Below are 25,567 nucleotides of genomic sequence, written 5' to 3'. Positions count from 1 at the left end.
CCGTTCAGAAAAGGGAGTATCAGTACCCTTACGATCTATCAGGGAATGTACTTCAGTTCTTCTGCATCCGGTGCCGTTAGCGCATAGCGTGCGATACGGTTGACCAGCATTTCATCCAGCACCTGCACCACCGTTTTGTAATCGGCATTTTTACCCGGCTTTATGATGACCATCAGTTTGCCCTGGCGGCATGTTTCCGGTGAGCGATGTTCCGCCCGCGCCTTTGCTTCGCAAGCCGGATCGGGCACATACTGCGCCATCACTGCTTTCTTTTTGCGTATCAGCGTGGTGCGCAATGTAACCGGTGTAAGCGGATGCAGGTTGGATGCGTCCGGCTGCAGCTGCTCCTCGTAATAAGCAAGCCTTCCATGATCCCCGACCAGGATCGTTAATGCGCCGGAAGCTGCTGTTGGCGCCGGCGGCCCATCCTTGGGCATAAACAGATCCATGGTAGAAGGATCGCTCATCGCAGTTGTGTAAATAAAAAACGTGATCAGCAGAAAGCCCAGATCTACCATCGGCGTCATATCGATTCTGATGCCGGACCGGCTAAAACCAGCGCCCCTGTTGCGTTTGCGGCCAACGGGCTCCAGAATGGTTTCCATGCTACTCATAGTGTATGCGTTTACCTATTAGACCAGAAGCCTTCCGGATTCCATAAACTTTTATTTCCCGTTTTTTGAAAAGCTATCTTTGATCAAAAAGATATGAGCCGATATTTTGAAGATATGGTTTACGAGAAGCAGGACTATGTTCAAAAGGTATTGCCCAAAGGCGATTATGAGGGGTGCCGGTTTAAGGGTTGTGTTTTTTCAGCTTCTGATCTCTCTGCCGTCAACTTTATCGACTGTTGTTTTGAAGATTGTGATCTTAGCGGAGTGCAAATCGGGCAGGCTTCTTTCCGGGATACGGTGTTCAAAAATTGCAAACTGGTGGGTGTGCATTTTGAAGAAGCAAACACCTTTTTATTTTCTCCGCGGTTTGAAAACAGCACGCTTACCCTGAGCTCTTTTTACAGCGTAAAAATGAAACATATTTCTTTTCAGGATTGCCTGTTGCAGGAAGTAGATTTCGTGGATGCCGATTGCAGTGCCGTTGTATTCAGCAACTGTGATCTTTCCGGTGCCCGGTTTGAAAACACCAACCTTGAAAAAGCGGATCTTTCCAGTGCATATCATTACCGGATCAACCCGGAAACCAACAAGATCAAAAAAGCTGTTTTCAGTCTCCCGCATATTGCCGGGTTGCTGGATAAGTATGGTATTATTATTAGGTAATTTATTGTACCTTGTAAGGGGTTATTATTACTCATTTCTAAACTTATACACCATGCAACCCCTTCGATCCAACCGCAGAAACTTTCTTATCAACAGCGCAGTATGTACGTTGGGCACCTTGTTGCCCCTGACAGCGCCGGCAGGTATACCCCACAGCCGTACACCAAACGATGAAGCGCTTTTTACAATCGGGCCGGTAAAGGGTTATACCCCGCAGATCGGAACTCTTGTATCGATGCTGAACTATAACCGGTACACGGTAATCCAGGCCGTGCAGAAACTGAACAGGGAACAGATCGATTTTCTTTTTGATCCCCATGCGAATACCATTGCGGCATTGGTTATGCATTTAGGTGCTACGGAAACATTTTACCAGATCAACACCTTTGAAGGTCGCCAGGAGTTTAACGCGGAGGAAAAAAAGCTATGGGAAGCTCCTATGGAACTGGGCGATAAAGGCCGTAAGGAAATTAAAGGCAACGATATTGGTTATTACCTGGATCTGATTGCAGCAGTAAGAAGCAAGACGCTGGCCGCATTTAAAGAAAAAGACGACGCCTGGCTGATGGCGGTGGATCCGAAATGGTCGAAACCAGACCGCCCGCTGAATACCTACTGGAAATGGTTTCATGTATGCGAGCACGAGTCGAATCACCGGGGTCAGATTGCGTTCTTAAAAAGCAGGTTACCGGGAAGTAAACCCTCATCAGAATAACATGCGCATTCTTTCAGATAACAGCAGCTTCCTCCGCTGCAATAAAAAGCGGCTGCTCTATTAAAAAGCAGCCGCTTTCATTATTTCTTATTCTTTATTTCCGGATCCAGGTATTGTTAGTCCGGTCCCAGTCCAGTACTTTTTTATCGGGGTCAATGGTCACTTCTGTAACCGGTGTGGTGGTAGCTACCTCAAACGTATATGCGTTGCCACGTTGCCATATCTCCACCGGCAGGTTAATGGTTTGCTGCTTTCCATTGCTTTCCTTTACAAGGACGGTTACCGGCATGGGCATCTGCTCCAGGTTCTCAAGGGTGATCTGTGCACCATTGGCAGGTATCCCATTCTTATATTTTACACCGCGCACCGCCTGATCAATTCTCCAGTTATTAAACACCCAGCCTCTCCAGAACCAGCCCAGGTCTTCTCCACCCACGTTCTCCATTGTACGGAAAAAATCCCAGGGAGTAGGATGCTTAAATGCCCACCGGCTGATGTATTCCCGGAAGGCGGCATCAAATCGTTTTTCACCCAGCGCCGTATTCCTGAGCGCATGCAACATTAATGATGGCTTAAAGTAAGCTGTATTTCCCAGGTTGGCCTGCTGCACCACATCCGGCTCGGTAAGTAGAATATCACTGGCATCAGCGAAAATAGATTGAACGGTTTTGGCAGCTGCCGGATCATCAAAATAACTCTGTTTTTTAAATTCACCTTTATTAAACGCTGCGCTGGACAGGTCGTTGATAAAGGTATTAAACCCTTCGTCCATCCAGGCATACTTGCGTTCATTGCTGCCCACGATCATGGGGAACCAGGTATGCCCGAACTCATGATCCGTTACGCCCCAAAGTTCGCTGCCCATTGCCTTATAACTGCAAAATACAATACCCGGATACTCCATTCCGCCTACAATACCCGCTACATTGGTAGCTACCGGGTAGGGGAATTCGAACAACTGCCGGGAGTAAAATTCGAGCGATCCCTTTACCATCTCGGTGCTGCGCTGCCAGCCATTGGCCCCGATAGACTCAACGGGGTAGGCACTTAATGCCAGCGATTTTTTACCACTGGGCAGGTCTATTTTTGCACCATCCAGTACAAATGCAGCAGATGCGCCCCAGGCCGCATCCCTTGTATTCTGGATCCTGAACTTCCAGGTGGTTTGTCCTTTTTTTGCACTGATGCCCCCTTTTCCGATTGCTGCGGCATCGCGGATCATCGTTGTTTTATCACTGAGTTTTGCGGCGGCATACCGCTTGGCTTCTTCCGGAGTAAAACATTCAGCGGGGTTCAGCAACTCACCAGAGCCTACAACGATCATATTGGCCGGAGCGGTGATATTAAAATTGATATCCCCATACTCCAGATAAAACTCACCCTGCCCGAGATAGGGAAGCACATTCCACCCCTGGATATCGTCGTACACGGCCATCCGCGGAAACCATTGGGCAACCTCATAGATCCATCCGTTCTTTGTATTGAGTCTTCCCATACGGTCGCTGCCGTATTCCGGAATCTGGAAGGCATACTCAATGGTCAGTTTTATTTTTCCACCGGAAGCCCTGAGCGGACTGCCCAACCATACCTGTGTACGGGTGTCGGTGGTGGTATATTCCGGTGTATACTTTTTGCCATTTTCTTCAATTGCTACCGACCGGATCACCTCGCCTTCGGTAAACATAGCATTGGCCCAGCGCCCGCCGGAGGCGGTTGTAGTGGCGGTTGCCCGGGAATCTTTCCGGTATGCGTTCTGATCTGTTTGCAACCAAAGGAATTTTAAATTATCCGGACTATTGTTGGTATACAGGATCTCTACTTTTGCAGAAACGGTATGACCTGCCGTATCGAGGGTGGCGCTGATCGTATAATCAGCACGGTTCTGCCAGTATTTGGGGCCGGGCTCCCCGGATGCGCTCCGGTACTCATTGCCCGGTGACGGATAGAAAAAGGGGGCAAATGCTTCCGTATGACTGTATTTGGATTGTGCCTCAACAAAAACGAATGCCAGCGTAAAAATCGCCAGCAGGCTGCTTTTCTTCATATAATATCAATATTTACCGGATGAAAATAGCAAAATAATAGCTCTTTTGCCATTTGCACCCGGCAAAATATGACAAACTGCTCCAGGACTGTACAAAAGGTCCGTTTACAGAATATGACCGATATACTGCTTTTTCAGCCGGCATGCAAACGGAAGCAGCGCCAGAAAGATTAATACACGCATTGTTTTAAGCTTTGCGATGAAGACGGCGGGTAACAGTTCCGTTGCAACAAGGCTACAGGATATTAACGTTTCTTTACAAACCCAAAGCGCTCCATAGGATTTTATGAATGCACAGGTTGATCAGGCATATATTAAAAACAGGCAAAAAGCCAGCTCTGTAAGGTTTTCAAAATCTTACAGAGCTGACCCGCGGCTGGTCGTACTAATGGTTTACCAGCTTCATGGCGCCTTCGCTGTAACGGGCACCGGTATCCGGATATTTTTTTACCAGCGCGTCGATCGCATCCAGGTCTGCTGTGGTTAAAACAACATCCACGGCACCGGCGTTCTCCTCCAGGTATTTTCTTTTCTTGGTGCCGGGAATGGGGATGATGTCATTGCCCTGCGCCAGCACCCAGGCCAGGGCCAGCTGCGCCGGTGTACAATTTTTATCCGATGCCAAAGCAGCAAATGCTTCCACCAGCCGCTTATTGTTATCTGCCACGGCCTCCTGGTAACGGGGCAATGTTCGTCTGAAATCATTTTCTGCCAGTGTGCTGGTATCCAGGGTGTGGGTTACCAGGCCTCTTGCCAGCGGTGAATATGGTACCAGTGTAATACCCAGTTCCCGGACCGTGTTAAGGATGGTGCCTTCCACATCTCTCGTAAGAATGGAATATTCACTTTGTAACGCTGCAATCGGGTGTACCGCATGCGCCTTCCGGATGGAGGCTGCCGAGGCTTCACTCAACCCGAGGTAACGTACTTTCCCCAGCTTTACAAGTTCGGCCATGGCACCTACCATTTCCTCAACCGGCACATTGGGGTCAATCCGGTGGGCATAGTACAGATCAATGGTGTCAATCTTTAACCGCTGCAAACTCTTGTCCACCGCCTGTTTCAGCCATTCGGGCCGGCCGTCGAAATATGTGCCGCCTGCACTGCTGGGCCCCGCAACCCCATCCTTAAACCGGAATCCGAATTTAGTTGCAATAAATACCTTATCACGGTTGGGCACAAGCACCCTGGAGATCAGTTCTTCGTTGGCTCCATTGGCATACATATCTGCCGTATCCCAGAAGTTAATGCCCAGGTCCAGCGCCTTGTGCAATGTAGCAATGCTTTCGGCATCATCAGTAGGGCCATAGGCAAAGCTCATGCCCATACAACCCAGTCCGACAGCGGAAAGGCTTTCTCCTGTTGTTCCTAATTTTCTGTATTGCATATTTTTTTATTTAGTGAGCATTGATAGGTGGTTCAGTAAACTGTTTTCAGCGATCGTTAGGGGAACGATGAACTGAGCGTAGCAACCCGGCCGCCACCTGTACTGCAGCCGGCGCCATAAAAATAAATACGGGTTTAAACCGGCTCCTGTTGTTTTTTGACCAGCAACTGTAAGATCAGCAACGCGATGACCCCCATAGCAAGGTACCCATACCCCAGTACTGCCTGCGACTGCGGACGCAAAATTCCTACAACGGTGTAACTGGTAACCGCTGTAACAATAAAGTTGGCACCTCCGCTCAGTCCGCTGGCCAGGCCCGCCATCTGTGGAAATCTTCCCAGGCAATAGGCGAAATAATTGTTGAAGATAAACCCTACGCATACATGAATGAGGAATGCGAAGAGTAACAGTGTATAGAGGTTTTGAAGCCATATAGCTGTTACGATCATCCCGATGGTAAACAGCAGCTGCGCGGCGTTGCTCCTTCTTAACTTGGGCAGGAAGGCCTTGTTTAAACTGGCTTTTCCCAGGAAGCCGCCGCACATCCAGGCGAGGCCCATTACCAGGGCGCCATACCCTGCCACCACTGATGAATAATGCATCTGGTGTTCGATAATAAACGCCCCCGCCAAACCAAAGATCATTGTGGTTCCGTAACACAGGCCACAGATCAGCAAGCCATAGGCAAATGTGCGGCTACGCATCATAAACCGGTAGTCTTTCAATACCGCATTCCATTTAAAAGAACGGTATACCGGCACCGTTTCTCCGGAAAAGATCCATTCCAGTATCAACATCAATGTGCCGTAAATGGCCAGCACATAGAAATTGGCCTGCCAGTTAAAATACAGCTGCAGGTAGCCGCCGATAAACGGTGCGATCACCGGTGCAGAAGACCAGACGATGGACATCAGGCTGAGGTAGTGTTTCCGTTCTTCCCCTTCATATACATCCACAAAAAATGCCCGTTTGGCCACAATGATAAACCCGGTGGTAATGCCCTGTACGATGCGCATAGCATATATGAGTTCGATCTGTTTGGTAAAAATGATCACAAAATTACTGGCAATAAAAACCACCAATGAAACCAGTGTAAGGCGAAACCGGCCGTAGCTGTCGATCAGGCTGCCGGTAATAAACTGTGCCAGGCCATAGCTAACCAGGAAAAGAGTTAACGTAAGCTGAATGGCTCCTTCCGGCCGGTGCAGTTCCTGCGCCATATGCGGCATGGAAGGGATATAGATATCCGTGATCAGTCCGGACAGCGGAATGAGCAAAAACGAGATCAGGGTTGCTGCTTTTTTGTTCTTTTCCTGCAGCCGTTTTACACCGGGTTGTTGCTGACGGGCTATCATTGATTGCGTTGGAATCATGTGGTTGTTTTACACCACAAAATTAGAGGGGCCTGATTGTTTTGGGGTTACCCCAATCAAACCATTACTTACAAAAATCAAACAATTGCCTTTCGCTGGGCTGCGGGACTTTGACCCGTCTTCTTTTTATAAAAATTAGTAAAATGCGCCGGATATTCAAACCCGAGGCTATAGGCGATCTCTGAAATATTCCAGTCGGAATGCCTTAAAAGGGCTACCGCTTCCTTTAGTACACGGTCTGAAATAAGCGCGGAGGTGGTTTTACCCGTAGTTTCCTTCACCGACCGGTTGAGGTGGTTGACATGCACAGACAACTGGTGAGCATATTGCTGCGGGGTATGTAGCTGTAATGTAAGATCGGGCGCATCGATGGGAAACTGGCGTTCCAGCAGTTCCAGGAATAAATGCGTGATGCGGGCACTGGCATTGACCGGCTTTTCAAACCGGTCTGTAGCACTCCATTTCATAGCCTCATGGATTACCAGGTGCAGATAATTGCGTAATACGCTGAACTTATGCACATAGTCCGACTGCAGTTCCTGCTGCATTTTCCGGAAGATATTGCCGATCTCCTCCTGCTGTTGCTCATTTAAAAAGTAAACCGGGCGGGCGCCGGCCTTGAACAAAGGAGCGTCCTGGAGGCTGATCATCCGCTCATCGTGCCGGATAAATTCTTCGGTGAACAAACAGAACCATCCCCCCTGCTCTGCAGATTCCGCCTCCCATGAATAGGGCACCAGCGGATTGGAGAACATGAGTGCGGGCCGGTCGATATAGATCCACTGATTGGCATAATACAATTTTCCGGTGCCGATGATATACGAAACTTTGTAATAATCGCGCCTGGAATAACTGGTATGCGGGGAACAGAATGATCTTGGAAAGATATTGAAATGCCCCAGACCCAGGCCTACATTATGCAGGGAGAGCCTGGAGGTATTATGATTGATCCGTTTATAAAACGCTTCGACGGTTTCTGGCTTTTCCATTGATCAAAGTTACAGAAATCAAACAAAACGGAGAGGCAAAGGCCAATATGCCAGGAAGTCATTCAATACGTTCCGGACGCTACTTTGTGTGCTCCTGGACGGCGCCGGTACGTTTTGTACACTTTATTTAGAGCGTTCAGGCACCGCCGCTGATTCGCAGATTTCTTTACTCGTTTCCGCTGAACCTTAAGTGACTAAATAATCGGCGCATCTGCAGCCCTATAATAATATCCTGGAAGAACCCGACGTTATGTACTTTTTTTTAATGCCGCTGATTCACAGATTGTTTCGCACGTTTTCCGCTGAGCTTAAATGACTAAATAATCAGCGCATCTGCAGCCCTATAATAATATCTTGGAAGAGCCGGACGTTATGTACTTTTTTAATGCCGCTGATTCGCAGATTGCTTTACGCGTTTCCGCTGAGCTTTAAATGACTAAATAATCATCGCATCTGCGGCCCTATAATAATATCTTGGATGAACCCGACGTTATGTGCTTTTTTGAAGGCCGCTGATCCGCAGATTGCTTTACTCGTTTTCCACTAAGCTTTAAATGACTAAATAATCAGTGCGTCTGTGGCGGCCGGTCTCTCGTTGAGTATCAGGGGAACATGGCCTCGGCCACGGCTACACTTTCCGGCTTGCCCACATCCACCCAGCGATCGTCTTTATGCGGAAGTCCTTTTATGGTATGCGTCTTTGCCAGGTGCAGGTACAGGTCGATCAGTGAAAACTTGCCGGTAAAGGGCATCTGTTCAAATACGCCGTAATCAAAAGCCACTACACAGTCATACGCCCGCTGCAGCATTACCGGCGTTGTTCTTGAAATGCGCTCTTCCCCGGTACTGATATTGCGCCAGCCACAAAGCGTATTTTCCGTATCAAACAACAGGTAACGGGATGTTTTCCGCTCACTAACCGTCATTGAAATCAGCGCATTATTTTCCTGGTGAAATTGCGTTAATGCATGGATGTCCAGATCCGTAAGAATATCTGCATTACAGGTAAGAAAGGGTGCACCCGGAGTAAAGAGCGGTTTTGCTTTGAGGAGGCCGCCGCCGGTTTCCAACACCGCATCGGTTTCATCGCTGATCAGCACTTCGCTACCCCAGCCCCTGTTCTTTTCAACCGCGTTTACAATCTGATCAGCAAAGTGGTGTACATTTACTATGACCCGCGTAATGCCATATTGCTGTAAATATTCAATGTTTCGCTGTAACAGGCTTTTTCCATTAATCACCGCCAGGGCCTTCGGATGCTGATCCGTCCAGGGTTTAAAACGCGTGCCCAGGCCGGCACAGAAGATAAGCGCCTGGTTAACGGGTTGTTTGTTCGTCATGATCTCCATTTATACACTTCCATTGAATTGCTGAAACGGGTTGCCGTTTATGTTGCTGTCTGCGCCGGATCGTTGTTCACGGCTTCGTTGATCCAGTTTTTTGCATCCTGAACCCAGTGGTTCAGTTCTACTTTTACTTTGAATTTATTCTTCAGATGCCGGTTCAATGCATCTGCAGCATATACACTGCGATGCTGTCCGCCCGTACATCCAAAGCTTACCATCAGGCTGTCGAATCCACGCTTAATAAAATCGGCCACGGTGATGTCTACCACATCAAAAACACTGTGCAGGAACTCCGGCATTTTTGTCTGCTGCTCCAGGTACTGTATCACTTCCTTATCGCGGCCGGTCTTTGTTTTCATGCTTCCGATCCTTCCCGGATTTAAGATGCCACGGCAGTCAAATACAAATCCGCCACCATTTTCTTCATCTGTAGCCGGAAGACCTTTTTTGAACGAAAAGCTGGATACTTTTACTACCAGCGGCGTTGTTTCCGTGGCCTGCACGGGTGTAAACTGTTCGATGATTTCATCTGCAATGCAAAGCTGCAGCACTTTATCAAATTCCGGCACCGAAATTCCCATCGCGTTTTTCTGGATAAAGGACCGCAGATTCTTTAATGCCAGCGGAATGCTAGTTAAAAAATGCGCCTTTCGCTCAAACAATCCTCTGAATCCGTAAGCCCCTAATACCTGCAATAACCGAATGAGCACATATCCGTTATACTGGCTTACAAAAGCCGTCCGGTTCAATGGCCGGTCCAGCAGGGGTTCTACGGCATCCATATAATCTTTCAATAATGTTTCCTTCCAGCCTTCTGACAAATTTGCTCTTGCCTGCCATAGTAAAGAAGCCACATCATACTGAGGGGCGCCCTTCATACCGCCCTGGTAATCGATAAAATGAACGGAGCCATCCTCCATTACCTGGATATTACGGCTCTGAAAATCGCGCATCATAAAAAACTTATGGTCGGTATGCGTGAGATATGTACTCAATGCTTCAAAATCATCGATCAGCGCCTGTTTATCATAGGGCTTTCTTAAGGCATCCAGGAAATAATATTTAAAATACAGCAGGTCGGCCATAATCGCCTGCTTGCCAAATTCCTTATTGGTTAAGCATTTATCATAGTCCAGCCCTTTATCTCCCAACACCTGTACCCGGGCCAGTTCTGCAAGACTTTTTTTGAAAAGCGCATACACGGGCGCGCATTCGCCCTGCTCCTCCAGGTGATTGATCAGCGATACATTTCCAAAATCCTCCTGCAGGTAACAAGCCCTGTCTGCACTGATTGCCAGGATATTGGCAACCGGAAGCTGCCGTTGCTGAAAATGTGCCGAAAAGTAAAAAAACGATTCATTTTCCTTGATATTGGCACCATAGGTTCCGATAACAGACCGTCCTTCCTTCCAGATACGGAAGTAGCGGCGTTCGCTGCCCGCCTGCTGTAATACATCCACGGAATCCGGGTTCTGTCCGTTCCACTGTTGAAACAGTTCGGTTATTTTTTCTATTTTATCCTGCATGCAGCAAAAATAGGGAGCCCCTGCGGGGAATGTAAAATAATCAATATAAAATTTTTTAATTTAAGCCGCACACCGGATACCGATAACCCGATGCCGGAATTTTCAAATGCTCAATCTTATCATTTTCTACGTTCCGCATGATCCTTTTTGTACCTTAGCAGGAAAGCAATTTATATGGCTGTTATATTACCAGTAGAAGGGAAATACCCGCAGATGGGTGCTGATTGTTTTGTGGCCCCCAATGCGACCATCGTTGGCGACGTAGTTGCAGGAAATGCCTGTAGCTTTTGGTTCAATACCGTTGTAAGAGGCGATGTAAATTTTATACGCATCGGCAATAAAGTGAATATACAGGATGGGGTAGTGATCCACTGTACCTATCAGAAATGCGGCACCACCATTGGCAATAATGTTTCCATCGGGCATAATGCCATTGTACACGGATGTACCATTCATGATAATGTGCTGGTTGGTATGGGCGCTATCATTATGGATAACGCCGTTGTGCATAGTAATACAATCATTGCGGCCGGCGCCGTGGTTTTGGAAAACACCATTTGCAGCCCCGGCAGTATTTATGCCGGAACCCCGGCTAAAAAGATTAAAGATATTTCCCAGGAGTTATTGAGCGGGGAAATCGACCGAATCGCCAACAATTATATCAAATACGCCGGTTGGTTTAAAGATGCGAATGAGGCGGAGCAGCCGGTTCAGCAGCCCTAAATCGTTACAGAACCGGTGGATATGGTTCGGGACAACAACAGCGTATTATCATCGCAGGGTGCTCTGCGAGAGATATGGCGGAGAAAAACATAGAGCAAGCGTGTAATCGCTCCTTAGAAGATCTATGTGTAAACAGAAAGAGAAATCCGGGAGTGCGGGATGGATGCTGATACAGCCGATTTTACAGGAATGCCGGTTGGTTAATAACCCTTATTTTCATTAAGGCTTTCCAGGATATTCAGATAGCTGATATAGCGTTCTTCCTGAATATCCCCATCCGCAACCGCCTGCTTTACCGCACATTTCGGCTCGTTTACATGGATACAGTTATTGTACTGGCAGTCTTTAAGCCGTTCGCGCATCTCGGGGAAATAATGCGACAGTTCTTCGCGTTCAAGATTGGTAATGGCCAGCTCCCGGATCCCCGGCGTATCGATGATCCGGCCTCCCGCCGGCAGGTCATACATGGTAGCAAACGTAGTGGTGTGCATCCCTTTGCCGCTCCATCCGCTCACATCCTGGGTTTTGATGCCTTCCTGCGGCAGCAGCCTGTTGATTAACGAAGATTTCCCCACGCCGCTATGCCCGCTGATCAGCGTTGTTTTATCCTGCAATAGCGCACCCAGCGTTTCCAGACCGCTTTGTTTTTCTACGCTGACCGCATACACCTGGTATCCCAGCGACTGGTAAACGGCGGATAGTGCTTCATACACCGCCCATTCCTTTTCCCTGTAAATATCTGTTTTATTAAATAGCAGGATGGCCGGTACATGGTACATTTCGCAAACCACCAGGAAACGGTCGATAAACCCCCGGGAGGTACGCGGTTCTTTTAAGGTAGCAATCAGTATGGATTGATCCAGGTTAGCGGCAATGATATGCTGCTGGTATTTTACACGCGGCGATTGCCGGTTGATATAATTAAAACGCGGAAAGATCTCATCAATCATTGCGGATCCTTCCGTGCCTTCTTCGGCTTCTATATTTACCCAATCGCCCACCGCAAGCGGGTTGGTACTGGTGATGCCGTCAATTTTAAAAACGCCCTTTATCCGGGCGTTGTGAAATTTTCCGGTTTCATCTTTAACAATATACCAGCTACCGGTTGATTTATATACTAAAGCTTTCAAAGTTCCAAGTTTAAGGTTTAAGGTTCAACGTTACATTGAACCTCAAACGTTGAACCTTAAACAACCGTTTATACGCTGATCTTGAAATCGCGCAACGCGTCGTTCAGGCTGGTTTTCAGATCGGTGCTTGCCTTTCGCTTACCGATGATCAGTGCGCAATTCACGTGATATTCTCCCGCCGGGAATTTTTTTGCATACGATCCGGGGATCACTACGCTTCTTGCAGGTACCCGTCCTTTTCCTTCAATAGGAATAGAACCGCTTACATCGATGATCTTGGTGCTTTGCGTCAACACCACGTTGGCACCCAGTACCGCTTCTTTCTCCACAATAACGCCTTCTACCACAATGGATCGGCTTCCCAGGAAACAGCCATCTTCGATAATTACCGGGCTGGCCTGCAGCGGCTCCAGTACGCCGCCGATTCCCACACCTCCGCTCAGGTGCACATTTTTACCGATCTGCGCACAGCTGCCCACCGTAGCCCAGGTATCCACCATGGTGCCCTCTCCCACATAGGCACCGATATTTACGTAAGACGGCATCAGCACCACATTGGGAGCCAGGTAGGCACCATAACGTGCCACTGCATGCGGAACAGCCCGCACACCGATATCCTTATAATTTTTTTTCAGCAGCATTTTATCGTAGAACTCAAAAGGAGGTACATCCCAGGTTTGCATTTTCTGAATACCAAAATACATCAAGATGGCCTGCTTTACCCACTCATTTACTTTCCATTTCCGGCCATCGGGTTCCGCCACGCGCAGTGCCCCTTTATCCAATGCCGCAATTACTTCATGAATGGCATCTGTATACTTACTGTCTTTTAACAATTCCCTGTTGGCCCAGGCCGCGGTAATCAAGTCTTGCATAGTCCTTTTTTTGTTCTTTTTATTCGCGCAAAGATAGCGTTTTGAGGAACGTTTAAAGTTTAAGCTTCAAAGTTTCATGTTTAAAGTTCAACGTCAGGTCCTGTGCATGCCTCGGTGCCTGGTGTCCATTTCCACATCTTCAAATTATCAAAATCACACCTTCCCACATTAAAAATGTCTTTCTTTGCAGCTATGAATATCGGGTTCGATGCCAAAAGGGCATATCATAACAATACAGGGCTGGGGTTTTTCAGCCGGGTACTGATCCGCCTGCTCGCTGATCAGTTTCCGGAACATACCTATTACCTGTTCAATCCCCGGCCCGGCAAGTCGTTCCATCCAGACCAGAAAAATATCCGGGAGGTATTACCCAGGGCGGTGTTGCACCGGCTCCTCAGTGCCGTTTGGAGAAGCCGCTGGGTAACCAACGACCTTAGCCGCATGCGCATCGACCTGTATCATGGGCTGAGTCATGAAATCCCCGCCGGTTTGCCTCAAACGGGTATTCCTTCTGTGGTAACGATCCATGATCTGTTTCCCGAGATCTATCCCGAACAGTATAAGCCCATTGACGTAAAGATTTACCGGGCAAAATTGCGTTATGCCTGCAGGAACGCCACAAAAATCATGGCCATCAGCGAGGAAACCAAAAGCCATATTGTAAAGATCTACGGTACCGATCCTGAGAAGATCGATGTGATCTATCAAAGCTGCGCACCCGCATTTATGGTGATGGAGCCGGAAGAAAAAAAAGAAGCGGTGCGGAAAAAATACCAGATGCCGGAAACCTTCTTCCTCCACGTGGGCACCATCATCGAACGGAAAAACCTGTTGAATATCTGTAAAGCCCTGAACCTGGTCCGCAATGAAATCACCACTCCGCTGGTAGTGGTGGGTAATGACGGGGGGTTTAAGGATAAGGTGGTCGCCTATCTGAAAGAAGTACAGCTGGAAGACCGGGTATATTTTTTATCGGAGCAGCTGGCCCTGGCCGGAAAGAAGCCTTTTGTTGCAACAGAGGACCTGCCGGCCTTGTATCAATTGGCCACAGCCATGATTTACCCTTCTTATTTTGAGGGATTCGGTATGCCAATCATTGAGGCAATGGCCGGTGGTGTGCCGGTGATCACCTCCACCACTTCCTGTTTGCCGGAAATTGCCGGTACCGCCGCGTGGCTGGCAGACCCGGATAGCCCGGAAGCAATGGCCGCCGGTTTCCGGAAAATATGTACAGACGCTTCTTTTGCTGCGGATATGCGTAGCAGGGGGCTGGAAAACGCACAGCGGTTCCGGCCGGAAGTGTATGCCGGCGACGTAATGAAACTTTATCAATCGATTTTATAATATATGCACTCTTTTGAACAGGATATCAGGAAAAGCGTAGCCGTACTGGAGCAGGGTGGTGTGCTCCTTTACCCAACCGATACCGTATGGGGATTGGGTTGCGATGCCACCAATGCGGAAGCTGTTGCAAAGATCTACGCCATAAAAAAACGCAGCGACAGCAAGGCCATGATCGTTTTAGCAACCGGCGAGCGTGATGTGATGCAGTATACGGCATCGGTAGATCTTAGTTTATTCGACTACCTGGAAGCTGCGGAGCGGCCGACCACCGTCATTTATGAGCACGGGATCGGGTTTGCTGAAAATCTTACGGCCGAGGACGGCAGTATTGCAATACGTATTTGCAGGGATGAATTTTGCCGGGCGTTGATCAAACGTTTTGGTAAGCCCATCGTTTCCACTTCCGCAAATATTTCCGGAGAAGCCACGCCCGCCCATTTTGATGCCATCTCCGATACGATCAGGGACCAGGTGGATTATATCGTGGAGCACCGGCGCGATGACCATACACCGCACCAGCCCTCCTCCATTATTCGCTGGAAGGACGGGGAAGTGGAGGTGATCCGTTGATCCGGCGTATGCCCCCGGTTCAATTTAACCGCAACGAGCGCAAAGCAGCCGCAACGGACGCAATGAAACCAGATATTACAACGGCCTCAAATGCTTGCGAACCTCGCGAAACCGTTGGTCCCTTGCGGTTCAATCTTAACCGCAACGAGCGCAAAGCAGCCGCAACGGACGCAATAAAACCAGATATCACTACGGCCTCAAATGCTTGGGAACATCGCGAAACCTTTGCGAACATTGCGGTTCAATTTTAACCGCAACGAGCACAAAGCAGCCGCAACGAACGCAGTGAAACCAGATATCACAACGGCCTCAATCTCCTAGCGAGCTTCGCGAAACCTTTGCGAACATTGCGGTTCAATTTTAACCGCAACGAGCGCAAAGCAGCCGCAACGGACGCAATGAAACCAGATATCACAACGGCCTCAATTTCCTAGCGAACTTCGCGGAACCTTTGCGAACATTGCGGTTCAATCTTAACCACAACGAGCGCAAAGCAGCCGCAACGGACGCAATGAAACCAGATATCACAACGGCCTCAATTTCCTAGCGAACTTCGCGGAACCTTTGCGAACATTGCGGTTCAATTTTAACCGCAACGAGCGCAAAGCACCCGGTTTAGCGCTGAAATAGCGAAAGCTGATACTGATTGCTGAAAACGTACAGCCGATTTCCCGATGCTCAATTCTCAAACCTGCGTTATATTTGCCGGTCAGATGGATATTCAACTAAGCGACCAGGAACGGGAAATGATCAATAAGGTAGCCGCTGCTGCACAGGAGCTGGAAATGGAAAGTTACCTGGTGGGCGGATTTGTGCGGGATAAATTGCTGAACCGGCCTACAAAAGACGCAGACATCGTTACCATTGGAGACGGTATTGAACTGGCAAAAGCCGTAGCCGCCAAATGCGTTCCTGCCCCGCAGGTGAATTACTTTAAGAATTTTGGGACGGCGCATATCCATACCGCGGGTTTTGATGTGGAGTTTGTAGGTGCCCGCAAAGAAAGTTACCAGCGTAACAGCCGCAAACCGCAGGTAAGTCCGGGCACCCTGGAAGACGATCAGAACCGTCGTGATTTTACGATCAATGCGATGGCTATCAGTTTGAACAAGCAGGGCTATGGCCGGCTTGTAGACCCCTTTAACGGACAGCAGCACCTGGAGGAAAAGATCATCATCACTCCGCTGGAACCGGATCAAACCTTTAGCGACGATCCGCTGCGCATGTTACGGGCGATCCGCTTTGCCACACAGCTCAATTTTACCATTGCGCCGGAAACACTGGCTTCTATTACAAGAAATAAAGACCGTATCCGCATCATATCACAGGAGCGCATAACGGATGAACTGAACAAGATCATCCGGGCACCGAAACCTTCGATAGGGTTCGACCTCCTGTACAAGACAGGACTGCTCCGGATCATTTTCCCCAAAATGGTGGAACTGGCTGGTGCTGAATTCAAAGAAGGCATCGGGCATAAAGATAATTTTTACCATACCCTGCAGGTGCTGGATAATATCAGTGCCGCATCGGATGATCTATGGCTACGTTGGGCTGCCATCCTGCACGATATTGCCAAACCGGCCACCAAGCGTTTTGAAGAAGGAACCGGGTGGACCTTTCACGGGCATGAGGTAGTGGGTGGCCGCATGGTACCGAAGATCTTTGCACAGTTTAAATTGCCGCAGCATGAAAAAATGCGGTTTGTAAAAAAACTGGTAGAGCTACACCTCCGTCCGATCAGTTTATCTAAAGAAGACATTACCGATTCTGCCATCCGGCGCCTGCTGTTTGACGCCGGTGAAGATTTTGATGCGTTGATGCTGCTTTGTGAAGCGGATATCACCAGCAAGAACAAAAAGAAGGTGCAGCGTTTCCTGGATAATTTTAAACTGGTACGCGAACGGTGCAAAGAAGTGGAAGAAAAAGACCAGATCCGGAACTGGCAGCCTCCCATCGATGGCATTGAAATCATGCAGTTGTTCAATCTTCCGCCCTCCAAACCTGTAGGCATTTTAAAAGATGCGCTCAAAGATGCCATTCTCGATGGTGAAATACCCAATACAAGAGAAGCGGGACTGGAATTTCTGAAGAAAAAAGCAATGGAGCTGGGCGTGCAGAGCTGACAATTGCCAACAACAATACCGGGCTGCCTGCTTAAGTCTCTTGTAAGATGAAGCTGCATGGAATTGTGCAGCCATTCGTCATTTAAGCGAAACGCGATTTCCTATCACAAACGAAATAAGCATCTATTTATCCAAATGCTCCTTCAATATTTTTTCGATACGTTCGAGGTCAATTCCCATGATCACTTTTCCATCGGGTCCGATCAATACATAATGGGGACGGCCTGAAACCTGATAGTTTTTAAGAACAGCCGTATCTCCTTTTGTATGAAGATACAGCAGACGGTTGGCCGCTATCAGTTTGCTGACCTGATTTTCATTTTCAGTGGTAATGCCTATAATTTCTACTCCTTTGGAGCGGTATTTTTCATAAAGAGATTTCATTTTTGGAAATGCCATTATACAATACCCGCACCAGGTTTCCCAAAAATCCAGCAATACATACTTCCCGCTCAAAGCGGCCAGTGATATTACCTGCCCGCCATTTATAGATTCCAGGCTGAATGCGGGAGCTGTTTTATCCAGCAACGGGTAGCTATATTGTTCATTTTTGCGCGGCTGAGGTCTTGAGATGCTGTACCCGGCAAACATAGCAGGCAAAGCCTGCTGAACTATATTGCCTTTATTATTTTTCCGAACCCCGGAAACTTCCCAGGTTTGGGTCTGACGGGTTCCGTTAAAAAGCACTACCGACTGTATTTCTACTACCTGCATTGATTTTTCTGCTATTGTTAACGTAAAAGTTGTAGAAGCATTATAGCTATTGGGCGGATACATAACAGTTACTATATTTCGGTCCTTCGTTTTCCGGAAAGATAATTGCGGATTTTTGCCATATGGATAGTTGGATAATAGGTAGCTGGAAAGATCTTTCCTGAACATAAGGGGTTGCACCAAACTTAGTACAGACCTGGCTTTGGCAGGATTATGGGAGTCGTTCGGAAACAGGTACGGATTCACCTGAAGCAAGGAACTGTCCCGGTGATTCGCTTCTTCGTATAATTGGCCATTGTAATAACTGTCAATACTTCCAAGCTTTCCAAAACTCCTGAGGTGAAATTTGTTTCCAAAAATAGTATCCCGGATATCCGGCATCAACCAAACATCCCCTTCTATCACCCATATGGAATCCTTTACAGATCCATCATGCCAGGTATACCGCATATGATAGGAGATATTGCCGATCGCTTTATGTACACTGTCAAGCTGGTTTAGAAACAATGCTGTTTCTAAACTATCCTTGTTTTGTGTGGTACCAATGGCACTCCATAATAAACTACCTATCAGGAATAACAAGCCTTTCATTTCGGATTTTTAATAAACTTACGAACATTTCGTAATACAAAAAAATTCACTATTTAGTTATTAGGATAAGCGGAAGATCGATACAGACTCTGCACGTTGAATAACACCAGATGATCGGGGCATTCAGTAGCTTGTTCCGGTTAAAGTACTACCCCCAACGCTGTATCAGCGATTCCAGCTCCTCCTCCAATGATTGTACAGGTACAGCGGCGCCTGCGCGACGGTACCAGTAACCGGCATTCCACTCATCGCCTTCTACCCGGTGCAGGTAGGCATGCAACCGGTCAAAGTCACGCTCCCCTTCATGATCCTGCGCCACCTGGTGTGCGGCCTCCCAATTGCCCTTTGCAGCATACCAAAGTCCCTGTTGTAAAACAGAGATACCGGCAGGCGGAACATCGGAAGTTAACGCGTCTTTAAATGCTTTATACGACATGATTGCTGATTTTGATGGTTCAAAAATACCCGTTCCGGTGTCTTTAAACAAAAGCTCCGGGGCAAGCGCATTTCTTATTATACATAAAAACCGCCTGACCGGCAGCCGGAGGTGACCGGTATCACCCTCGGGAGTTTCAAAAAGCGCTCATCAACCATTTCGATCAATGATTTTATCCCAGCGGAATCGGGCGTGTAACGGTTGGTGGATCTTGAATACGTTTGGCCTTTAACGAAATGGTTTCCGCCGAAAATTTGCCCTCAACCGGCGGATGCCCTAACTTTAGCGTTTTATCAACAGATGCCACATCACAAGTCATTTAATACGATCATGAAAACGATACCGTCCGCCTACATCCTGTTTATTTTTTCCTTGCTGATCATATCCTGCGCCTCAAAAACCACAACAGCGGCCGGGGATGCGGATCTTGTAGTATGCGGAGATGATCAGGTACTGCTGCTGAACAGCCGGCAATCGGGCACCACACCCGCCATCACCTGGCGCTGGCAGGTTTCCGAAGCAAAGACATTACCGGCTGCTTATCAGAAATGGATGGTGCCCCTGGATGAATGCAAGCCGGTAAGAAACCGGTCGGCCCTGCTGCTCACCTCATCCGGCGGAGGAGTGCTGTTATTGGATATCAAAACCCGTAAACCGCTTTTTTATGCGCATGTACCCATGGCGCACTCGGCGGCCTTGTTGCCGGGAAACCGTGTGGTAGTGGCCCTTTCTACCCATCCGCAAGGCAACAGTATTGAACTTTATAGCCTGGATCAGCCGGAGCGGCGCCTGTTCAGGGATTCGCTCTATTCCGGTCACGGCGTGGTTTGGAATGAAAAATACAAACGGCTTTTTGCATTGGGCTTTGATGAGCTCCGGGCCTATTCTTTAAAAGACTGGGAAAGTTCCCATCCAAAACTACAGCTGGAGGAGCACTGGAAGATCCCGTCGGAGGGCGGCCACGACCTGTCTGTGATCGACGATGAGCGCATGATCGTTACCACCCATCATCATGTATACACCTTTCATATTCCCAGCGCCGGCTTTGGCGATTTTGAACTCCTGAAAGGCAGGAAAAATATCAAGTCCGCCAACTACAATCCCCAAAAAAAGCGCTTGCTGTTTACCCAGGCGGAGGAAAGCTGGTGGACCTACCATATTTACCAGCGTAATCCAGACAAAACGATTACTATTCCGGATGTAAAACTTTATAAGACCCGTTTCTTCTAATCTTCAGGGGTAAACTGTACGTCAGATCGCCGCAACATCATATTCCGGGCAGGCGCCTTTTTGCGTGGCAATAAAAGAACCCAGCCTGCAGGCAAAGTCCAGCGCCGCTTCGGGGCCGCTGCCTTGTTGCAGTTGTGATAAGAAACCCGCCAGGAATGCATCACCACTGCCCACCGTATCCACTACCGCCACCCGGATACCGGGATGTTCATAAAATGTACCATCTGTATAATACGCGGCCCCATCGGCACCCCGGGTGATCATAATATCCCGGATCGAAAACCGGCGTCCCAGGTCTTCCGCCTGCTGGTGCATGTTGCCGGTAAAGCCATACCAGCCGCTGAGCAACTCCAGTTCATTTTCATTAAGTTTTAAAACCGTAGCGCTGTTCAGTAAGGCTTCAATAATCTCCTGTGTAAAATGCGGCGGGCGCAGGTTGATATCCATGATCCGCGTTTTTGCGTGGGATAGCAGGGTAAACAAGGTCTTGCGCGAATGTGTGTTGCGGGCCGCCAGGCTCCCGAAAATAAACAGTTCGGAAGCGGCTACTATTTCCGGCGCAGCTTCTGTTATATCAATAAAATCCCAGGCAACCGGAAACACAATATCGTACTGCATCTCATAGTTCTTTCCGGGTGTTGCCAGCACTTTCCCGGTTGGGTGTTCCGGATCCGTCTGGATCAGCGAGGTATTTACGCGATGCGCTTCCAGAAAGCGGATCAGCCGCTCTCCTGCGGCATCTGTCCCTTTTTTTGAAAGGACGCCGGTGGCAATACCCAACTGATTCAGGTGATAGGCTACATTCATGGGCGCCCCGCCCGGTTCTGCCCCGTCCGGCAACACATCCCATAGAATTTCACCAAAGCAAAGTGCCGTATAGGTTTGTTTCGCCATAATATGCCATTTGCCATTTTAACGCGCAAAGTTCGTACCAGCACCGGCCCTGCCGGAATTAATACAACGCCAGGTTCGATATCAGCGGTGCAGCCTTTGAGCCGGTAATCCGTACCCGGATCTTTGAAGTAACAACCGGATCAATGCGAAGGATCCGTTTATAGCCGATGGTAGTACCGGTGGCAATTTCCTTCCAGCTTCCGTTTTCCTGCGCTTCAACGCTAAAGGCGCTTACCCGCTGTCCCAGGGCAATGTATTCCTGCAGCAGTACATAGCTGATCTTTTTAACCTTTGGCAGCTCCACTTCAACATCAGCTGCCGTTACGCCATCATCGGTAGCCCAGTAAGTGTTTTGATTTCCATCGGTGATCTTTGCACCGTTATACAGTGCCGCATTGCCTCTTATATTACTGGCTTTTACACGGGCCTGTTTGGCAAGGTTGTTTGTGAGCCGCTCATCCAGCAGCTTTTTAAATCCTTCCAGGGATGCTACATCGGTTGGATGAAAAACTCCATTACGATCCGGCGGTATATTCAGCAATAAGTTCGATCCTCTTCCTACGGAGCTGAGATAAATGTCAAACAATTGCTCCGGTGTTTTTACCTTACTGTCTTCCGAAGCATGATAAAACCAGCCCGGGCGGATAGACACATCCACTTCTGCGGAGATCCATTTGGTTCCGTCTGCCGAACCCGTATTCAGTAATTTTTCAATGCCCGCCTTACCCGCATACAACGTATCGGGCGTAATGCTGTTCCAGTTGGTTTCCCCGGCAATGCCTCTTTCATTGCCTACCCAGCGGATATCCGGTCCTGCATCGCTGAAAAATAATACATCCGGTTGCATGCTGCGCACCAGCTTTAAGGTGGTGGGCCAGTTGTAATACGTAGCTCCGTTGATCTTCCGTTTTTCTCTTGTTCCGCCATAGTAGCCATCGCCCCCATTGGCACCGTCAAACCACATTTCAAAGATGGGACCATAGTTGGTAAACAGTTCTTTTAACTGGTTCCGGTAGTAGGTAATATAGGAGGGAGTGCCGTAATCGGCTCTGTTCCGGTCCCAGGGCGACAGGTATACACCAAATTTTAGTCCGGCTTTCCGGGCGGCATCACTGGCCTCTTTTACCACATCTCCTTTACCATTTTTCCAGGGGCTGTTCTTTACTGAATGGTCCGTGTATTTGCTGGGCCAGAGTGCAAAGCCATCATGGTGTTTGGTGGTAAGGATCATAGCCTTAAAGCCGGTTTGTTTTAACACCGATGCCCACTGGTTCGCATCTACCGTTGCGGGGTTGAAGATCTTCGGGTCTTCATCTCCGAATCCCCACTCTTTATCTGTAAAGGTATTGGTAGTAAAGTGGATGAAGGCATAGGTCTCCAGCCGATGCCAGGCGAGTTGCCGGGCAGAAGGCACGGGATATACCGGTGCCGGGGGCGTTACCTTTTGACTGAGGCCGCTTATCAATAGCCCCACACAAAAAAAAGTGCTGATTACAATTTTCTTCATATACCGTTTTTAGTCATTTACAAAAGAAAAAGCCAGTGCGGCGGCCTGCTTCGTGCCTTTTAGTTTCGCAGGCAGCTGGAGGCTTACCTGATCTCCGGCTACCGTCCATTTTACCTTTTCGCCGGTGGCAACCGATTTTATCACAGACCCTTTCCGGGGAAGGTTGCCCTGCCACCCGATCGATGCCGGCAATGCCGCTTCATTGATCAATGCGATTGCATAGGTTGTTTTTCCGTCCTTTGAACGGGTGAAATAGGTTTGACCGCTGTTGTATTGTTCAATGGAACGGGTGTTATAAATAGCGGTACCGTTTTCTTTCAGCCACAGACCGATCTCATTTAGCCTTGACACGGCTTCTGCTGTTAAAGTACCATCCGCCTGCGGACCTACACCCAACAGCAAGCTGCCTCCTTTGGCAACAATTTCCACCAGCGTATGAATCACTTTGGATGCCGGTTTCAGCCGGTCGCCCTTTACGTATCCCCAGGCTCCCCCCAGGGTCATACAGCTTTCCCAGGGATTACCGATCCGGTGATCCGGTACCCGTTGCTCCGGTGTTTGATAATTTTCATAAGGGCCATGCACGGTGCGGTCAACCATCAGGATACCGGGCTGTGCCTCCCGGGCCATAGCGGCAATCTTCGGCATGTCGATATCCTGTCCAGACTCAGGGATCCTTGCGCCCCATGCCCGCACTTCATCGGTTATGGTAGATATCGGTCGTACCCAGCCCCCATCCAGCCAAAGAATGTCCATACTTCCGTAGTTGTGCATCAGCTCACTGAGCTGGTTATACGTAAAGTCCTTAAATTTCTGCCAGCGCCAGGGAAACTTTTTGATATCATAATTCACATTCCGGTCGGCCGTAGCATACATCGGCCACCAGTAGTTTTCATTATGCCAGTCGGGCTTGGAAAAATAAGCCCCGATCATAAATCCCTGTTTGCGGAACGCATCAAATACATATTTTGCCACATCCGCTTTGGGGTTACTTCCAAACGGACCGTTGGAGATCTTAAAGTCCGATTGTTTGGTATCAAACATGTTAAATCCGTCATGATGTTTAGTAGTAAATACCAGGTAGCGCATACCTGCTGCTTTTGCGGCGGCGGCCCATTGATCCGGGTTGAAATGCACCGGGTTAAAATCTTTCTTCAGTCCCCAGTACCACTGCTTATAGGTGTCATAAGGGATCGTACTGTCGCGGCCGATCCAGTCTTCGGAACAGATTGACCAGGACTCTACAATACCCGGAACAGCATATAACCCCCAGTGGATGATCATGCCAAATTTCTGATCCTGCCACTGATCCAATTTTTGTTTTACAAGTGGATCCGTGGGCCATTCGTACAAGGTTGATTGTTGATGTATACCCTGTTCCTGGCCGTTAACAGCCGTAAACAAACATACCAGGGCTGCAAGCCCCGCCCCCCTTTTTATTTTATTCCACATAACCGCAATCATTTTCTTTTTTACCATTATATCCGGTCATTTATGCCGGCACTGTTTTTCCCGTCAGCGAACGCACAATGGCTTAAGAGATCCGTACCTAAGATGATCCTTTACAACAGGCACGATATATCTAAACGAAGATCTTATGATCTTAAAGCAACACATGCATTGGGATCTATGTTTCTTTACCTTCTGCCTCCGGGTTCCACACTTCTGTTACCGGATGCGGCGTTGTCATTTAACCTGTGATCCGGTCCGGCCGCATCTTCATCCGATAAGCATCTACTTTATGCTGCCAGCCAGTTTTCAATCTGTGCAAGATCTGCCTCAGACAACTTTATCTGTAACGCCCGCGCATTTTCTGCCGCCTGTGCTGCATTCCGCGCTCCTGCCAGTGCAGCGGCAACGGCCGGCTGGTGAAAGGTCCAGGCCAGCACCAGCTGTGCAACGGATACCTGGTACCCGGAGGCCATTTCAGCCAGGTGCGCCGTAAGCCGGGCTACCCGGTCCATATCAAATTGTTTAAAGTAATCGTTCCGGTGATCATCTGCTGAAAAACGGGACGCAGCATTGTATTTCCCGGTGAGCAGGCCGCGTTCCATCGGGCTATAGGCAATCACAGAAAGGCCGTTTGCAAGCGCATAGGGCACCACATCTGTTTCAATTTTTCGTTTTAACATGCTATAGGGCACCTGGTCCGAAGCCAGTTTTACGGTCTGCGCTGCTTCCGCAAGCTGGGCACCATTATAATTGCATACGCCAATGGCTCTTACTTTACCCTCGTCCAGCATTCTTTGCAGGGCCTCCATGGTTTCGCTGATGGGCGTTGTGCTGTCGGGCCAGTGCAACTGGATCAGATCAATATAATCCGTTTGTAACCGCTTTAAGCTGATCTCTACTTCCCGGATCGCATTCTCATAGCCCCCATACTTGTAAATTTTCCTGGCAACACCTGCATTATCTTTACGTTCAAAGGCAAAATCGCCCTTTTCTTGGTCCCATACCATACCAAATTTTGTAAGGATCTGGAGTTGACTGCGGTCATATCCTTTTATTGCCTTTCCTACCAGCTCTTCACTGTAGCCCATCCCATAAATGGGTGCGGTATCAATAGAGGTGATCCCATTATCGATCGACGCTTTAATGGCAGCCAGCGAATCGGCCTCTTCATTGCCACCCCACATAGCACCGCCGATGGCCCAGGCGCCAAGGGTAATGGCCGTTACCGAAACATCACTGGTACCAATTCTATTTTTCATATTGTCTTTTTTTACCTGTAAATTAACGATAAAACCAGCTGGGTGAAGGTACAATCATT

The 25,567-nt window shown here is 48.5% G+C and carries 22 protein-coding genes; 7 read left to right on the top strand and 15 right to left on the bottom strand.

Features of this window, described 5'->3' with window-relative positions:
• Positions 1–38 precede the first annotated feature (38 nt).
• Positions 39–614 (bottom strand): ExbD/TolR family protein, encoded by a 576-nt coding sequence (locus tag LQ567_RS20440; protein WP_231007595.1) that lies wholly within the window; start codon positions 612–614, stop codon positions 39–41.
• A 93-nt stretch (positions 615–707) separates the two neighbouring features.
• Here LQ567_RS20440 and LQ567_RS20435 point away from each other — a divergent pair, with 93 nt between their 5' ends.
• Positions 708–1,277 carry a pentapeptide repeat-containing protein gene (locus LQ567_RS20435; RefSeq protein WP_231007594.1) on the top strand — a complete coding sequence of 190 codons (570 nt, stop codon included), beginning with the start codon at positions 708–710 and terminating at the stop codon, positions 1,275–1,277.
• A gap of 52 nt (positions 1,278–1,329) precedes the next feature.
• On the top strand, positions 1,330–1,992 hold the full coding sequence (locus LQ567_RS20430; protein ID WP_231007593.1) for a mycothiol transferase: 663 nt from the start codon (positions 1,330–1,332) through the stop codon (positions 1,990–1,992).
• A gap of 94 nt (positions 1,993–2,086) precedes the next feature.
• Here the strand turns inward: LQ567_RS20430 and LQ567_RS20425 are convergent, their stop codons facing one another.
• From LQ567_RS20425 to LQ567_RS20400, 6 genes are all read right to left on the bottom strand, one after another.
• Positions 2,087–4,036: a M1 family metallopeptidase gene (locus LQ567_RS20425; protein WP_231007592.1), complete on the bottom strand. Its 1,950-nt coding sequence runs from the start codon at positions 4,034–4,036 to the stop codon at positions 2,087–2,089.
• Positions 4,037–4,421: 385 nt separating this feature from the next.
• Complete coding sequence (locus LQ567_RS20420; RefSeq protein WP_231007591.1) at positions 4,422–5,423, bottom strand: aldo/keto reductase; 1,002 nt, start codon at positions 5,421–5,423, stop codon at positions 4,422–4,424.
• Positions 5,424–5,557: 134 nt separating this feature from the next.
• The gene (locus tag LQ567_RS20415) at positions 5,558–6,796 is read right to left on the bottom strand and encodes a multidrug effflux MFS transporter (RefSeq protein WP_231007590.1); all 1,239 of its coding nucleotides are present in this window, start codon (positions 6,794–6,796) and stop codon (positions 5,558–5,560) included.
• A 77-nt stretch (positions 6,797–6,873) separates the two neighbouring features.
• Entirely contained in the window at positions 6,874–7,785 is a 912-nt protein-coding gene (locus LQ567_RS20410; RefSeq protein ID WP_231007589.1) for a helix-turn-helix domain-containing protein, read from the bottom strand.
• Positions 7,786–8,387: 602 nt separating this feature from the next.
• Complete coding sequence (locus LQ567_RS20405; RefSeq protein WP_231007588.1) at positions 8,388–9,125, bottom strand: nucleotidyltransferase family protein; 738 nt, start codon at positions 9,123–9,125, stop codon at positions 8,388–8,390.
• 47 nt (positions 9,126–9,172) lie between these two features.
• The gene (locus tag LQ567_RS20400) at positions 9,173–10,657 is read right to left on the bottom strand and encodes a RapZ C-terminal domain-containing protein (RefSeq protein ID WP_231007586.1); all 1,485 of its coding nucleotides are present in this window, start codon (positions 10,655–10,657) and stop codon (positions 9,173–9,175) included.
• Positions 10,658–10,831: 174 nt separating this feature from the next.
• Between LQ567_RS20400 and LQ567_RS20395 the strand changes: the two genes are divergently transcribed.
• Positions 10,832–11,380: a gamma carbonic anhydrase family protein gene (locus tag LQ567_RS20395; RefSeq protein WP_231007585.1), complete on the top strand. Its 549-nt coding sequence runs from the start codon at positions 10,832–10,834 to the stop codon at positions 11,378–11,380.
• Between the two features lie 200 nt (positions 11,381–11,580).
• Here the strand turns inward: LQ567_RS20395 and rsgA are convergent, their stop codons facing one another.
• Entirely contained in the window at positions 11,581–12,510 is a 930-nt protein-coding gene (rsgA, locus tag LQ567_RS20390; protein ID WP_231007584.1) for a ribosome small subunit-dependent GTPase A, read from the bottom strand.
• A gap of 68 nt (positions 12,511–12,578) precedes the next feature.
• A complete protein-coding gene (locus LQ567_RS20385; protein WP_231007583.1) occupies positions 12,579–13,385 on the bottom strand; it encodes a 2,3,4,5-tetrahydropyridine-2,6-dicarboxylate N-succinyltransferase in 807 nt (268 codons plus the stop codon).
• A gap of 174 nt (positions 13,386–13,559) precedes the next feature.
• Between LQ567_RS20385 and LQ567_RS20380 the strand changes: the two genes are divergently transcribed.
• From LQ567_RS20380 to LQ567_RS20370, 3 genes are all read left to right on the top strand, one after another.
• Positions 13,560–14,729, top strand: coding sequence for a glycosyltransferase family 4 protein (locus tag LQ567_RS20380; RefSeq protein WP_231007582.1), 1,170 nt, complete (start codon positions 13,560–13,562; stop codon positions 14,727–14,729).
• A 3-nt stretch (positions 14,730–14,732) separates the two neighbouring features.
• Positions 14,733–15,299 carry an L-threonylcarbamoyladenylate synthase gene (locus LQ567_RS20375; protein WP_231007581.1) on the top strand — a complete coding sequence of 189 codons (567 nt, stop codon included), beginning with the start codon at positions 14,733–14,735 and terminating at the stop codon, positions 15,297–15,299.
• Between the two features lie 713 nt (positions 15,300–16,012).
• Positions 16,013–17,425, top strand: coding sequence for a CCA tRNA nucleotidyltransferase (locus tag LQ567_RS20370; protein ID WP_231007580.1), 1,413 nt, complete (start codon positions 16,013–16,015; stop codon positions 17,423–17,425).
• A 123-nt stretch (positions 17,426–17,548) separates the two neighbouring features.
• Here the strand turns inward: LQ567_RS20370 and LQ567_RS20365 are convergent, their stop codons facing one another.
• On the bottom strand, positions 17,549–18,730 hold the full coding sequence (locus LQ567_RS20365) for a TlpA family protein disulfide reductase (protein ID WP_231007579.1): 1,182 nt from the start codon (positions 18,728–18,730) through the stop codon (positions 17,549–17,551).
• Positions 18,731–18,878: 148 nt separating this feature from the next.
• Positions 18,879–19,166 (bottom strand): hypothetical protein, encoded by a 288-nt coding sequence (locus LQ567_RS20360; protein ID WP_231007578.1) that lies wholly within the window; start codon positions 19,164–19,166, stop codon positions 18,879–18,881.
• A gap of 330 nt (positions 19,167–19,496) precedes the next feature.
• Here LQ567_RS20360 and LQ567_RS20355 point away from each other — a divergent pair, with 330 nt between their 5' ends.
• Complete coding sequence (locus LQ567_RS20355; protein WP_231007577.1) at positions 19,497–20,396, top strand: DUF6528 family protein; 900 nt, start codon at positions 19,497–19,499, stop codon at positions 20,394–20,396.
• A 21-nt stretch (positions 20,397–20,417) separates the two neighbouring features.
• Here LQ567_RS20355 and LQ567_RS20350 read toward each other — a convergent pair whose 3' ends face one another.
• The 4 genes from LQ567_RS20350 to LQ567_RS20335 form a co-directional block, all read right to left on the bottom strand.
• A complete protein-coding gene (locus LQ567_RS20350; RefSeq protein ID WP_231007575.1) occupies positions 20,418–21,290 on the bottom strand; it encodes a carbohydrate kinase family protein in 873 nt (290 codons plus the stop codon).
• A gap of 58 nt (positions 21,291–21,348) precedes the next feature.
• Entirely contained in the window at positions 21,349–22,797 is a 1,449-nt protein-coding gene (locus tag LQ567_RS20345; protein WP_231007573.1) for an alpha-L-fucosidase, read from the bottom strand.
• 9 nt (positions 22,798–22,806) lie between these two features.
• Positions 22,807–24,276 carry an alpha-L-fucosidase gene (locus LQ567_RS20340; protein WP_231007571.1) on the bottom strand — a complete coding sequence of 490 codons (1,470 nt, stop codon included), beginning with the start codon at positions 24,274–24,276 and terminating at the stop codon, positions 22,807–22,809.
• 260 nt (positions 24,277–24,536) lie between these two features.
• On the bottom strand, positions 24,537–25,508 hold the full coding sequence (locus tag LQ567_RS20335; RefSeq protein ID WP_231007569.1) for an aldo/keto reductase: 972 nt from the start codon (positions 25,506–25,508) through the stop codon (positions 24,537–24,539).
• Positions 25,509–25,567 lie beyond the last annotated feature (59 nt).

Source organism: Niabella pedocola, assembly GCF_021044425.1.
Classification (GTDB): Bacteria; Bacteroidota; Bacteroidia; order Chitinophagales; family Chitinophagaceae; genus Niabella; species Niabella pedocola.
The sequence above is the reverse complement of the archived record's forward strand: the minus strand, read 5'-3'. Positions and strand labels throughout refer to the sequence as shown.

What these genes read in the sequence shown, in the direction of transcription:
- LQ567_RS20440 (WP_231007595.1), bottom strand. Translation starts at nt 614, where the DNA reads ATGAGTAGCATGGAAACCATTCTGGAGCCCGTTGGCCGCAAACGCAAC.
- LQ567_RS20435 (WP_231007594.1), top strand. Translation starts at nt 708, where the DNA reads ATGAGCCGATATTTTGAAGATATGGTTTACGAGAAGCAGGACTATGTT.
- LQ567_RS20430 (WP_231007593.1), top strand. Translation starts at nt 1,330, where the DNA reads ATGCAACCCCTTCGATCCAACCGCAGAAACTTTCTTATCAACAGCGCA.
- LQ567_RS20425 (WP_231007592.1), bottom strand. Translation starts at nt 4,036, where the DNA reads ATGAAGAAAAGCAGCCTGCTGGCGATTTTTACGCTGGCATTCGTTTTT.
- LQ567_RS20420 (WP_231007591.1), bottom strand. Translation starts at nt 5,423, where the DNA reads ATGCAATACAGAAAATTAGGAACAACAGGAGAAAGCCTTTCCGCTGTC.
- LQ567_RS20415 (WP_231007590.1), bottom strand. Translation starts at nt 6,796, where the DNA reads ATGATTCCAACGCAATCAATGATAGCCCGTCAGCAACAACCCGGTGTA.
- LQ567_RS20410 (WP_231007589.1), bottom strand. Translation starts at nt 7,785, where the DNA reads ATGGAAAAGCCAGAAACCGTCGAAGCGTTTTATAAACGGATCAATCAT.
- LQ567_RS20405 (WP_231007588.1), bottom strand. Translation starts at nt 9,125, where the DNA reads ATGACGAACAAACAACCCGTTAACCAGGCGCTTATCTTCTGTGCCGGC.
- LQ567_RS20400 (WP_231007586.1), bottom strand. Translation starts at nt 10,657, where the DNA reads ATGCAGGATAAAATAGAAAAAATAACCGAACTGTTTCAACAGTGGAAC.
- LQ567_RS20395 (WP_231007585.1), top strand. Translation starts at nt 10,832, where the DNA reads ATGGCTGTTATATTACCAGTAGAAGGGAAATACCCGCAGATGGGTGCT.
- LQ567_RS20385 (WP_231007583.1), bottom strand. Translation starts at nt 13,385, where the DNA reads ATGCAAGACTTGATTACCGCGGCCTGGGCCAACAGGGAATTGTTAAAA.
- LQ567_RS20380 (WP_231007582.1), top strand. Translation starts at nt 13,560, where the DNA reads ATGTCTTTCTTTGCAGCTATGAATATCGGGTTCGATGCCAAAAGGGCA.
- LQ567_RS20375 (WP_231007581.1), top strand. Translation starts at nt 14,733, where the DNA reads ATGCACTCTTTTGAACAGGATATCAGGAAAAGCGTAGCCGTACTGGAG.
- LQ567_RS20370 (WP_231007580.1), top strand. Translation starts at nt 16,013, where the DNA reads ATGGATATTCAACTAAGCGACCAGGAACGGGAAATGATCAATAAGGTA.
- LQ567_RS20365 (WP_231007579.1), bottom strand. Translation starts at nt 18,730, where the DNA reads ATGAAAGGCTTGTTATTCCTGATAGGTAGTTTATTATGGAGTGCCATT.
- LQ567_RS20360 (WP_231007578.1), bottom strand. Translation starts at nt 19,166, where the DNA reads ATGTCGTATAAAGCATTTAAAGACGCGTTAACTTCCGATGTTCCGCCT.
- LQ567_RS20355 (WP_231007577.1), top strand. Translation starts at nt 19,497, where the DNA reads ATGAAAACGATACCGTCCGCCTACATCCTGTTTATTTTTTCCTTGCTG.
- LQ567_RS20350 (WP_231007575.1), bottom strand. Translation starts at nt 21,290, where the DNA reads ATGGCGAAACAAACCTATACGGCACTTTGCTTTGGTGAAATTCTATGG.
- LQ567_RS20345 (WP_231007573.1), bottom strand. Translation starts at nt 22,797, where the DNA reads ATGAAGAAAATTGTAATCAGCACTTTTTTTTGTGTGGGGCTATTGATA.
- LQ567_RS20340 (WP_231007571.1), bottom strand. Translation starts at nt 24,276, where the DNA reads ATGGTAAAAAAGAAAATGATTGCGGTTATGTGGAATAAAATAAAAAGG.
- LQ567_RS20335 (WP_231007569.1), bottom strand. Translation starts at nt 25,508, where the DNA reads ATGAAAAATAGAATTGGTACCAGTGATGTTTCGGTAACGGCCATTACC.